Source organism: Fibrobacter sp. (genome assembly GCA_024399065.1).
GTDB lineage: Bacteria > Fibrobacterota > Fibrobacteria > Fibrobacterales > Fibrobacteraceae > Fibrobacter.
The window spans coordinates 1-10,888 of the sequence record JAKSIB010000062.1 but is presented as its reverse complement, the minus strand read 5'-3'; the positions used below and the strand labels follow the sequence as shown (position 1 = coordinate 10,888).

The 10,888-nt window shown below is 52.4% G+C and carries 12 protein-coding genes; 1 reads left to right on the top strand and 11 read right to left on the bottom strand.

What is annotated here, in order from left to right; genetic code table 11:
- Nucleotides 1–32: 32 nt before the first annotated feature.
- Nucleotides 33–1,649, bottom strand: a complete 1,617-nt coding sequence (locus tag MJZ25_15945; GenBank protein MCQ2125666.1) for a recombinase family protein — start codon at nt 1,647–1,649, stop codon at nt 33–35.
- Between the two features lie 225 nt (nt 1,650–1,874).
- Between MJZ25_15945 and MJZ25_15940 the strand changes: the two genes are divergently transcribed.
- Entirely contained in the window at nt 1,875–2,075 is a 201-nt protein-coding gene (locus tag MJZ25_15940) for a hypothetical protein (GenBank protein ID MCQ2125665.1), read from the top strand.
- 64 nt (nt 2,076–2,139) lie between these two features.
- Here the strand turns inward: MJZ25_15940 and MJZ25_15935 are convergent, their stop codons facing one another.
- From MJZ25_15935 to tet(W), 10 genes are all read right to left on the bottom strand, one after another.
- On the bottom strand, nt 2,140–2,334 hold the full coding sequence (locus tag MJZ25_15935; GenBank protein MCQ2125664.1) for a transposon-encoded TnpW family protein: 195 nt from the start codon (nt 2,332–2,334) through the stop codon (nt 2,140–2,142).
- Nucleotides 2,335–2,348: 14 nt separating this feature from the next.
- Nucleotides 2,349–3,191: an ATP-binding protein gene (locus tag MJZ25_15930; protein MCQ2125663.1), complete on the bottom strand. Its 843-nt coding sequence runs from the start codon at nt 3,189–3,191 to the stop codon at nt 2,349–2,351.
- Entirely contained in the window at nt 3,188–3,982 is a 795-nt protein-coding gene (locus MJZ25_15925) for a replication initiator protein A (GenBank protein MCQ2125662.1), read from the bottom strand. Before MJZ25_15925 ends, MJZ25_15930 begins: the two co-directional genes overlap by 4 nt.
- A 72-nt stretch (nt 3,983–4,054) precedes the next feature.
- Nucleotides 4,055–4,441, bottom strand: coding sequence for a cysteine-rich VLP domain-containing protein (locus MJZ25_15920; protein MCQ2125661.1), 387 nt, complete (start codon nt 4,439–4,441; stop codon nt 4,055–4,057).
- On the bottom strand, nt 4,431–6,065 hold the full coding sequence (locus MJZ25_15915) for a relaxase/mobilization nuclease domain-containing protein (GenBank protein ID MCQ2125660.1): 1,635 nt from the start codon (nt 6,063–6,065) through the stop codon (nt 4,431–4,433). The genes MJZ25_15920 and MJZ25_15915 overlap by 11 nt, the downstream gene beginning before the upstream one ends.
- On the bottom strand, nt 6,028–6,426 hold the full coding sequence (gene mobC, locus MJZ25_15910) for a plasmid mobilization relaxosome protein MobC (protein MCQ2125659.1): 399 nt from the start codon (nt 6,424–6,426) through the stop codon (nt 6,028–6,030). The genes MJZ25_15915 and mobC overlap by 38 nt, the downstream gene beginning before the upstream one ends.
- 497 nt (nt 6,427–6,923) lie before the next feature.
- Complete coding sequence (locus MJZ25_15905; protein ID MCQ2125658.1) at nt 6,924–7,136, bottom strand: helix-turn-helix domain-containing protein; 213 nt, start codon at nt 7,134–7,136, stop codon at nt 6,924–6,926.
- A complete protein-coding gene (locus tag MJZ25_15900) occupies nt 7,129–7,551 on the bottom strand; it encodes a sigma-70 family RNA polymerase sigma factor (protein MCQ2125657.1) in 423 nt (140 codons plus the stop codon). The genes MJZ25_15905 and MJZ25_15900 overlap by 8 nt, the downstream gene beginning before the upstream one ends.
- Nucleotides 7,552–7,722: 171 nt before the next feature.
- Nucleotides 7,723–8,490: a class I SAM-dependent methyltransferase gene (locus MJZ25_15895; GenBank protein ID MCQ2125656.1), complete on the bottom strand. Its 768-nt coding sequence runs from the start codon at nt 8,488–8,490 to the stop codon at nt 7,723–7,725.
- Between the two features lie 50 nt (nt 8,491–8,540).
- Nucleotides 8,541–10,460 (bottom strand): tetracycline resistance ribosomal protection protein Tet(W), encoded by a 1,920-nt coding sequence (gene tet(W) / locus MJZ25_15890; protein MCQ2125655.1) that lies wholly within the window; start codon nt 10,458–10,460, stop codon nt 8,541–8,543.
- Nucleotides 10,461–10,888: the final 428 nt, after the last annotated feature.

Genomic DNA, 10,888 nt, shown 5'->3' with positions numbered 1-10,888 from the left:
CACTTGGCCATTGTGTCGGATAGGTCGGGCGGTTATTCGGGCAAGTCAATCTTGCCGACAAAGCTGTAATAAATCTCAATGTCCTGCCTGCGGGTGCCGTTCTCATCATAGCTGCACTCATGCACCACAATTTTCTCGATCATTTCCCGCAAGAGAGTGGGGGTCAGTTCTTCAAAGGCAAGGTGCTTGCGGACAATGCCCATAAATTTCTCGGCGTTGACGGTAGCTGCCTGTGACTTGTCCAGTTCGGCTTGCAGGGCGGCGGCTCTCTTTTTCAGCTCCGCTTGCTCGGCTTCGTAGTCAGCCGACAGTTCCATGAAACGCTCATCGCTGATTTTGCCGTTTACATTGTCCTCATACAGCCGCTTGATAATGCGGCTGATTTCAGAAATGCGTTCCTGCGCCTGTTCAAGCTGCTTGATGGCTGCGGCGGTCTTTCGCTTGCCGCCGATCTCGTTCTGCTGGACAAGTAGTTTCACAAACCGGCTCTCATGCTTGGCTGCGTATTCGGTCACTTGCCGGAGATTTGCCAGGACACCAGCGGTCAACAGATCGGTGCGGATAAAGTGCGCCGTACAGTTGCGGGTGCGCTTCTTGTAGCTGCCGCAGATGTAGCAGTCCTGTTTGCGGTCTTTGTTCTGATACCGCTGCTGATACAGCACATGGCCGCAGTCGGCGCAGAACAAAATCCCGGAGAACAGCCCCACTTCATCGTAGCGGTTCGGGCGTTTGCGCTGTTTGCGTAACTCCTGCACCCGTTCCCATGTTTCCTTGTCGATGATCGGCTCATGGTGGTTCTCGAAAATGGCCTGCTTCTCGACGGGGTTCTCTATGCTGTGCTTGACCTTATAAGAAGGCTTTTCCGTTTTGAAGTTCACCAGACATCCGGTGTACTCTCGGTTTTCGAGGATATGAACGACGGTGTTGGTCGCCCATTTGCACTCATAGCCTGGGTGATAACGGCGGGTGCTGCCTGTCCGCTGATATTCCAGCGTCCCCGGCGTGGGGATTTGCTGCTCCGTCAGCATACGGGCAATCTTGGTCGGGCCGTTCCCGGCAAGGCAAAGCTGGTAAATCTGCTGCACCACCGGGGCGGCTTCCTCGTCTATAATAAAATTCTCGTCCTCGTCCATCACATAGCCGTAAACCGGCTTGCTGGTAACAGGCTTGCCGCTCATGCCTTTTGACTTTTTCACTGCCTTGATTTTCTTGCTCGTATCTCTCACCAGCCATTCATTGAACAGATTTCGCAGCGGGGTAAAATCGTTGTCCATGCCCTCGCTGGCACTGTCCACATTATCGTTGACAGCGATAAAACGCACACCCTTTTGAGGGAACAGCATTTCCGTGTAAAACCCTACCTGCAAGTAGTTTCGCCCTAACCGGCTCATGTCCTTGACGATGACCGTACCCACTTTCCCGGCTTCAATGTCCGCAAGCATGGCTTGAAATCCGGGCCGCTGGAAGTTCGCGCCGGAAAAACCGTCGTCGGTGTACCAGCGCAGATTGGTAAAGCCGTTCTGTTTTGCGTAGGTTTCGAGTATCCTTTTTTGGTTCGATATGGAATTACTCTCGCCTTGCAATTCATCCTCGTGGGACAATCTCGGATAAAGGGCGGTAATGAGGTTTTGGGTGGCTTGTCTTAACATAAAATCCTCCGTTTCCGACAGCCAGCCCCACTATTCCGTGGTTTCATTGTACCACGGAACGGCGGGGGCTGTACAGCGGCAAAAGCGTTAAATTTGCTTCTTTACAGCTTTTCAATTTTCCGATTTTTATGGTATGGGTTGTCGTCCCATATTTGCAGTAGAAAAGTTCATAACTCCGTGGTATACTCTGATTTAACAAAAAAATCAGAAGTTAAAGGAGAAAACATGAAGTATACAATAGATGAATTAACCGCGGCCAAAAGGCAAATTGATTCAACTCTGCACAAGCTAAGAGAAACAGTAAAAACATTTGAATCAAAGGATAATTCCGAGCGTTATAAATCACAAATCACATTGGCAAAGAGAAGAATAAAAGCCTTTGAAATTGCAAATTATTTTATAGAGAATGAGATTAAGAATTGCTAAAGCACTTCCGATTTTCGTTCCAGCGGTCATGCTCCCTGGCATGGCCGCTTTTCCATGCCCCGGTTCACGCCGGATAAGTCGGCTCCTGTGTAGCAGCGGCTTCCGCTTCCAGTACCCGCGCCATTTTGTCGGCGGCTGTGGTTGTGGTGTCTTTCTTGAAATAGCCGGACACGACAAGGACGGAATTGCCCATGCGGATTTCCGTCACACAGTCAGGGCGGCGGGTGGTGCGGGTGTCGTGCTGCTTGTTATCTGCCATAGGCAATACTCCTTTCAGTCGGTAATCAGTTTCTTCATGCTCTCCATTTTCCGCTTGGCGGTTTCCTGCCGGAAGTTGTCGCCGGTAAAGCGTACCGGGACGCACATGGAAAGCAGGCGGTCATAAATCCGGGAATGGGCGGTGTCCTCCGGGTTGTGCAGGTCGTCCAGCGTAAGGTTGGTCGTGACGATCAGCGGCTTGCCGCTGCGGTAACGGCTGTCAATCACATTGAACACCTGTTCCAGCCCGTATTCCGTCCCGCGTTCCATGCCGAAGTCGTCAAGGATCAGCAGCGGATAACGACAAAGGCGGGAAATGTACTCGTTGCGCCCCTCAAAGCTGGCGGCAAGGTCATTGAGGATAAGAGCAAAGTTCGTCATGCGGACGGGGATTTCTTTCTCCATGAGGGCGTTTGCGATACAGCCTGCAAGGTAGCTTTTGCCGGTGCCTACGCCGCCCCAGAACAGGCAGCCGATATTGTCTGTCCGCATATCTTCCCAATGCTCCACATACCGGCGGGCAAGCCCGGTCTGCGGGTTCCTGCCGTTGTCGTTCTCGAAAGTCCAGTCCCGCATGGTGGGGTCGGTAAAGCCCCGGCGTTTCAGTTCTTCCACGGTGTCAAGGTGTCTGCGCCGCTTTTCGGCGGCTTCCCGTTCCTCGCGGGCGGTTCTCTGGCAGTCGCACTCTGCCGGGTGGCGGTCGCGCCCGAAGATAGCGGCCTTATCCGGCGCAAAATAGGCTTCTTTCGGCTTGCGGCACTTGCCGCAGTACAGTAAACCGTCCTCGCCGGTGTAGTCCTCCGGCTCCGGGATGGTGGTCGTCATATTCTCCAAAACCGCGTTGATTTCATTCTTCATAAACTCTCGCCCTCCTTGCATGAGTAGTCTGGTATGCCCTTTTTAGGGGCTTCCTTTTTGTCGTTCCCCGCCCATATCCGCAGGGCGGCGGCATAGTTCTGGTAGCTTTTCCCGTTGGCGGCAAGGTAGCGGCTCATTTCCTCGATGAACCGTTCCAGCCTGTCAGGGTACTCTGCCTGCAACTCGTCGTATTCGGTCTGTGACAGAAAAATATTTCCATATCGGCCATAGGGCGCGGACGGCCCCCCACTCACTCCCTTTGTTTGGCTCTCTGTAAGGTTGTTTATAGTAGTTTGGTTAGGGGACGGTTTTCCGACCATCATAAGGTCGGTTTTCTGACCATCAGTAGGACGGTTTTCCGGCTCTATGAGGGGCGGACTTCCGGCCATCAGTTGGTCTGAAAACTGTACCTGTGGCACTGGCGGTACTTTGACATAAAGCCGGTTCGGTGCGGAGAAGCCGCCCCGTTCCCGTTCCAACAGCCCCGCCGTGTCCAGTTCATTAAGCGCCCCCTTGATGGTGGTGCTGCCTTTATCCAGTATTTCTGCTATCTCCGCGATGGGATAGATAATATAAATCCTGCCCTCGTCGTCCAGCCACTTGTTTTTCTGGGAGAGGGTGGAACGGTCTAACAGCAGCGAATACAGCAGCTTGGCGGTCTGTGAAATCTCCATTTTCAGCAGGAAACGGGGATACGGCAGATAGGCGGGCAGCCGCGTGTCTGCCCTGATATAATCAGCGATAGGATCACCTCCCTGTGTTCGGGTTGATTTTGGCGTATTGTCACGCATTAAAACGCCGTTTCCGGGGGAAAAGGATAAATGTATCGCGTACCCTTTGACACCCACGAAAAAAGCCTTGATTTATGCGGGTTTGAAAGGCTCTAAAGCGTGACATCTCTGCCTTTGTTTCCGCTTTCTCTCGGCGGCTTTGATTTTCTTCATGCGCCCGGCGCAGTCGGGGCAGTATTTTCCCCGGTTGGATTTGGGGACAAAGGCCGCCCCGCAGACGGCACACCGTTTCCGGCTTCCCCGGCACAAGAGGGCTGCGGCCAGCTCCCCGTCAAGGGGCAGGACAGCCACACGGAACCAGTGGCACATGAGGGAAAAGGAAATGCTCTGGACGCACACGCAAGGCTCCCCGTCGTCCAATAGCAGGCAGTTCCCCTCATCGTAGTTACAGCACTCATGTACCAGCCGCCGCGCCCGCCGGTGCTGGCGGTAGTCCATGTGGGGCAGGTTATCGCTCATGGCTCTGCTCCTTTCTGCGGTGCGGCTCGTCCCGGCGCAAAATCTGGTCGATGTTCCGCTTGACGGTCTGCAACTCCTTGAACCGCTGTTTCTGTTCGTGATAGGTGTTATACAGGCCGTCTTTCTCGGAGATAAGCTGCTCGATCTCGGCCTGCAACGCTTTCCGGGCGGGCAGCTTGGTAATGCCATGCGCCTTGAAATACCGGGCTGCTGCGTCGGCTATGATAAAATCGCTCTCATGGGCCTGCCGGTATGCGGCGCGGGCTTTCTCGGATTTCTGTGCCCGCAGCCCGTCGCGGGCGGCCTTGGTCTGGGCGTAGGCCAACACCTGCCGCTGCAACTTCTTTTTCCCTTGCAGCTTCGTTTCCAGTGCTTTCAGTTCGCCGCTGGTCTGGCGCATTTTCTGATAGGCGGTGTCAACGGCGGCTTCTAACTGCTCCGGGGAAGTAAAGCCGTATTGCTGGTAGACGGACAGCGTTTTGGCGGCCTGCTTCAGATTGTGTATCTTCGCCCAGCGTTCATAGCCCCGGCCTTTGCCCTCGGCCATTTTCTGCTCAATGTCCACAAGCCGCTGCACTCCGTCCTGTTTCGGGGCGGCTATCTCGGCTCTGGCAACCTGCAAGCGGTCTTTTATGGTGCGTGGGGGATCGGGGGATCTGGCTGGCGCTTCGGCTGCTCTGGCGGCGTTTTGCTCTAAAACGGCAAAGACAGCGGCGCGGTCAAAATCGTCGCCCAGCTTCCGGGCGGTAATTGGCTTTGTCCTGTCCGGCGTGAGGTAGGAAAGCCGCCCCCGGCTCTCCTTGACGGTCACACCCTCCTGCAGCAACAGAGAGGAAAACTCGTCAAAGCTGGCGGCGGTGGCAAGGGCTTTCCGTAGGGTCTGCCGCAGCTTCTCCTTGTTCGTTTCAAACTTGGTCTGCCGGGGCGTGATACTATCGGCAATCATGGGGGCGTTCTGCTTGTCCAGCGCGGCCTGTCCCTTTTTCTGCGCCCAATACTCCCGGTCGGTGACGCGGTTCTTGCTGCCGTTCAAGAGGTCGATTTGATAAAGCCCCTCCCGGTGGCACATCTCCATGACTTCGGATTTGAAGTAGCGCAGGGCAGCGTCGGTACATCGGTGCTTGCAGCCGACTTTCGTATCGGCCGGCCTGTCCATGTAGGGCAGGAACGGCACTTCCTCAATCCGCAGGCTGTTTATGACGATATGCACATGAATGTTGCCGCTGTGGTTATGCCCGTCCGGGTGGGTGCAGACAAGGGCCTGGTGGCCGGGAAAATGCTCTTTACAGAATTGTTCCCCCAACGCCTGCGCCCGGTCTACGGTCAGGCCGTTGTCCGGCCCGTCCCGCGGGTCAAAGCTGATGATGTAGTGGTGGCTTTTCACATCTTCCCGCCGCTGGTTTTTCTGATAGCGGAGATTGGCCCGCATACACGCAACGGCAAAATCCTCCCCGTCGCAGTTCAGCGTGGACAGCCGGTAGTCCTCGCGGGGGATAAGCCTGCCGGTTTCATCAAGGACGGGCTTCATGGTAAACTCGTCATGCTCAAAGAGAAGATATTGCTCGGCGGCTCCGTAGTCGGCGTTTTTAGAGTTGATATGCTTGAGTGTTGCCAACCGCGTCACCTACTTTCTTGAGGACTTCATACTTGAGGACGGCAAGGTCGGATATGGCGGCGCGTACCTCGCCGGAAAGGGTGTTGTAGGGTACGCCGTATTCGTTCAGATACCGGGCAATCTGATTGAGGTTGCCGCCGATCCTGCCGTACTCGGCTGTCAGCTTCCCGACAGCGGAAAGCAACTCGTCATTGACCGACGACACATGGACAACCGGGCGTATGGTCGCCCGCCGTATCGCCTGCCGGAGAAATTCGGACTGGCTGATACCATAGGGCGCAAGCCGCGCTGTGAAGTCGGCATACTCATCTTCGGACAGCCGGGTTTTCACAACGCGGCTGCGGTGGGGCGTGTTGTATTTCTTTCGCATGGTGTGACCTCCTTTCTCGCCCGTAAGGGCGCATGAGCAGGGTTTGGGGAAGGCACTCCCCAACAAGTTTCCCGCGAGGGGCAAAACTGCAGAATTGCGGATTTTGGCACCGTGGTAGAAACTTGCTCTCCGTGACTGCAAACTTTCTCTCACTTCCGTCCGCCACTTTTTTGGAAAACTGCAACCACAAAAGTTTGTTTCTCTTTTTCTGCTACTACTAATCCTGTAAAGGGCATTCCTGCCCGCTTTCGCTAAAATGACACCGGACGCAGTGGTTTCTACCCGGTGTTGGAGAAATCCTTTCTCTTTGCCCTCTACTACGGGTAAATGCTCCAAATGCCAAACACCAGGGCAGAAAAATTCCCTCCTCGCTTACTACTACAACCGGCAGGGGGCAAAATGGCCGGGAGCGGAGCCGGACAACAAAAAAAGCAGTAAATCTTTTTCAAGACTTACTGCTTTCGCTGGCCGCGTCGGTGGCGGCTGGTATTCAGTTTTTATGACTTGTCCGGTGGTTCGTCAAGCCGGAACTTGAATTGACAGTCAATTAACCGCTGCTTTACATAGTCCTCCACCTCGGCGTTGACCTGCCCGTTCACTTTTGAGAAATAGCGGATATATCCGGCGTAGTGGAGCAGGACAGCGTTCACGGCTTCTGGGTCGCCCTCACGGGCTTTGAGGATTGTTTCATAGGGGAGAAGTCTACTCATACCGGCTCACCCCCATTTCTTCGCGTAGCCGCTGCAAGGCAAGCTGGATATGCCGCCCCGCTGTGCTGCGTGACCGGCCAATACACGCGCCGATCACGCGCTGCGGCTGGCGCAGAAAGTAATAGCGCAGGATTTCTTCCCGCGTCTGCTCCGGCAAAACAGAGATCGCGTCGGCAAGGGCGGCGTTGCAGAGCAGGACGGTCTGACCGCAGACGGTAAATGGGTATTCCTCGTCCGGCTCCGACGCGGCAAACTGGACAAACTTCTCGTTCATCAGATAGTCAAGGGAAACTTGCCGTTCCCATTGCCGTTTAAGCTTCAAAATCTTGTCCAAGGCGGCACAGCGGATAACAGTCTTGCAAAAGGCGTTGTACCTGCGCTGGATATATTCTTGATAGGCTATCTGGTCGGTCATGGAAATTCCCCTTTCTGAATAATAGTGCGGGGCGGTGGCACTTCTTGCTGTCGCCCCTTGATTGCCTACCAGCAAAGGCGGGCGGGGCTGTCAACGGCTGCGCATATGCGCCGTTCATCTTGACCGTTGACTGGCTCGGCTGGGTTTGCTATTTACCCGACAAACTTGAATTTATTTTAAGCTATCACGTTTTACCTTCTTAAGCCTTACTATCATTACCATAGGAATTTCTTTGTTGGTTTTAAAACATTCTTCATAAAATCCATCAATGACAAATCCAGCTCTAAAACAAAGGTTAAAAATATCTTGTATGGAACGATGATAATAAATCTGCTCTTTCGGTTGCCCTTCAATCGCTATATCATAGTAACTGTGCGGTGTCATATATTTTTCAGTCAACGTGACAAAACAAGGGTGTTGCGTTGCAAAGACAAAAATTCCGCTTTCCTGCAACAGTTCATAAACAGCCATAAGAAGTGGTTCAATATCCGTAATATCCATAATTGCCATATTAGAAACTGCTTTCGTAAAGGCTCGATTTCTTTTTAATTCTAATATACTTTTTCTATCGGTCGCATCCGCCACACAAAATTCAATTTGTTTTGCATATTGTGATTGCCGTCTTTTAGCCAATTCTATCATTTTTTTGCTGTAATCAAAAGCGACAACCGAAGCGCCTCTTTGTGCAAGATACGAAGAATAATTTCCATTGCCACACGCAATATCCAAAATGTAATCCGCAGGATTAGGAGATAGAAGTTCCGTTACTTTGGGACGCACTACCTCTCTGTGAAATTCATTAGATTCGTCACCCATTGCATTATCCCAAAATTGTGCGTTCTCCTCCCAGATTTTTTTACTTTCCTCTGTTCCCATGTTCTCTCCCACTCCCCAAATTTGCTTTTTTGCTTCCATTAAATCTTCCTTACTATATTCCATTGTTACCCTCCATAACTTCTGATTGTTGCCGTCTTGACGATTATGTATCTTTACATTACCTTCTGAAACATATGGCGCACCTTGTCCAGGCGGCTGTTTGGACGGCGGGGCTGGATGACCGGCTGACCGACAGCGGCCTGATATCCTTTCAGCTCTGTAAGGCATACGCTCCGCCCGTTGGTGTAAAAGGCCAGATCAGTACGGTATGCCTGTATACAGCGGGCGGGAATCTCGCCAGTAAAGACAACTTCATCCTTTTTTACCTGGGCCGTTTCGATGGTGGCACAGTATTTCGGTGCATCATGATAAGCCCTGGAAAGGTATTCCTGGGGCGCATAGAGGATGAAGGAGAGATAAGGTTCCAGCAGCTGCGTCCCCGATTCCTTCAATGCCTGTTCCAATACAATCGGGGCCAATGAGCGGAAGTCCGCCGGCGTGCTGACCGGACTGTAATAAAGCCCGTATTCAAAGCAAATCTTACAGTCCGTTACGTTCCAGCCGAACAAGCCCTGCTCCAGCCCGTAACGGATACCATCCCTGACAGCGTTTTGAAAACTCTGGTTCAAGTATCCCAGCGAAACCCGGCTCTCGTATTGTACACCGGAGCCAAGCGAGAGTGGTGTAACAGACAGTCCTATGGATGCCCAAAACGGGTTGGGCGGCACCTCGATATGGATGGTGTGGCTGGCTGCTTTGAGCGGCCGCTCCATATAAATGACGGAGGGTTCCTTTACCACTGTTTCAAGCTTGTATTTTTCCGACAGCAAAGCGGAAACAACCTCCAACTGCACCCGGCCCAAAAAAGAAAGAATGATCTCATGGGTGATGGAATCCACTTCGCAACGCAAAAGCGGGTCAGTATCCGCAAGTTGCGTAAGAGCGTCCAGCAGCCGTTCTCTTTGCGCTGCCGTTTTCGGCGCAATCGTCGTCCGCAGCATGGGGAGGGGGTCCTCGCGCCACCTTTTACGAGGGAGCCGGGTTTGGTCCCCTAATACATCGTTTAACCTCACGCTGTCGCTGGGAAGGATAACAATTTCACCCTGATAAGCGGTGTCTGTCCGAACAATTTCCCCTTTGGATGGAATACGCATCTCTGTGATTTTCAGCTTTTCTCTCCCGGCCAGGGCCACCGTATCCCGCAGGCGCAGCGTTCCGCTGTATAACCGTAGATAGACACGCCGCTGGCCGCAATCGGTGTACTCAACCTTGAAAACGCTGCCGCATAGGGCGGCGCCCCCCTGTTCCCCAATCGGTTGGAACAGCCCTGTCACCGCATCCATCAACGGTTGAATGCCAAGGCCATTTTTGGCGCTGCCATGATAGACTGGGAACAGGGAGGCGTCTTGAACCCGCTGCTGTTCCTCCCGCGCAAGTTTTTCCCGGCTGATTGGTTCTCCTGCGATATACTTTTCCAATAATTCATCGTTATTTTCGATGACCGCATCCCATGCTTCTATGTCGGTATTTTCCTCCAGGACTATTTCCGGGGACAGCGACACCGTCTGCTTGATGATAATATCGGCGGAGAGCTTATCCCGAACAGACTGAACCACGCTCTGCAAATCAACGCCAGCCTGGTCGATCTTGTTGATAAAGATAACGGTGGGAATGTTCATTTTCCGCAGGGCATGGAACAGAATACGGGTCTGGGCCTGCACGCCATCTTTAGCGGAGATCACCAAGATGGCCCCATCTAAAACAGCCAAAGAGCGGTACACCTCCGCCAAAAAATCCATGTGGCCGGGCGTATCCACAATGTTAACTTTACATCTGTGCCACTGGAAGGAAGTGACTGCCGCTTGAATGGTAATCCCACGCTGCCGCTCCAAAAACATGGTGTCCGTCCTCGTTGTCCCTTTTTCGACGCTCCCCGGTTCTGAAATGGCTCCGCTGGCATATAGCAGGCTCTCCGTCAAGGTCGTCTTTCCAGCGTCTACATGGGCAAGAATTCCAATATTGATTATTTTCATGTGATTGTCCTCCCTTTACAGCCCCAAAGGGCATAAAAATCCCCAGCAGTAAAATACTTTTACCACTGGGGATTATAATTTGCGGACATACACATATACAGCATACACCTATTTGTGATTGCTGTTTTGTGAATATGTCAAAATTGATAAGGCAAAAGTATTCTTAAATTGGGTACAAAAAACCAAGCCCCTACAAAAGGGACTATCATAATCCTTTGTTCCCACTATTTGATTATAGTTTTATTTAAGAATACCTTGCCGCATATTTTTTACTCCTTTTCTGGATTAAATCATTGTATCACATCAGTTTTAGGAAAGCAAGTACCTAAAAGAAATTTTTCTTCCCCTTATATGTAACAATCATACCGGCTTCCTAGCGTTCAGAATGTTTTCTGCTGTCTGCTGTGGTGTTTGGTTGGAATTGTCCA

Coding starts and splice junctions, on each gene's coding strand:
- MJZ25_15905 (MCQ2125658.1), bottom strand. CDS start 7,136: ATGAGTAGACTTCTCCCCTATGAAACAATCCTCAAAGCCCGTGAGGGC.
- mobC (MCQ2125659.1), bottom strand. CDS start 6,426: ATGCGAAAGAAATACAACACGCCCCACCGCAGCCGCGTTGTGAAAACC.
- MJZ25_15945 (MCQ2125666.1), bottom strand. CDS start 1,649: ATGTTAAGACAAGCCACCCAAAACCTCATTACCGCCCTTTATCCGAGA.
- MJZ25_15940 (MCQ2125665.1), top strand. CDS start 1,875: ATGAAGTATACAATAGATGAATTAACCGCGGCCAAAAGGCAAATTGAT.
- MJZ25_15925 (MCQ2125662.1), bottom strand. CDS start 3,982: ATGCGTGACAATACGCCAAAATCAACCCGAACACAGGGAGGTGATCCT.
- MJZ25_15930 (MCQ2125663.1), bottom strand. CDS start 3,191: ATGAAGAATGAAATCAACGCGGTTTTGGAGAATATGACGACCACCATC.
- MJZ25_15895 (MCQ2125656.1), bottom strand. CDS start 8,490: ATGGAATATAGTAAGGAAGATTTAATGGAAGCAAAAAAGCAAATTTGG.
- MJZ25_15935 (MCQ2125664.1), bottom strand. CDS start 2,334: ATGGCAGATAACAAGCAGCACGACACCCGCACCACCCGCCGCCCTGAC.
- MJZ25_15920 (MCQ2125661.1), bottom strand. CDS start 4,441: ATGAGCGATAACCTGCCCCACATGGACTACCGCCAGCACCGGCGGGCG.
- MJZ25_15900 (MCQ2125657.1), bottom strand. CDS start 7,551: ATGACCGACCAGATAGCCTATCAAGAATATATCCAGCGCAGGTACAAC.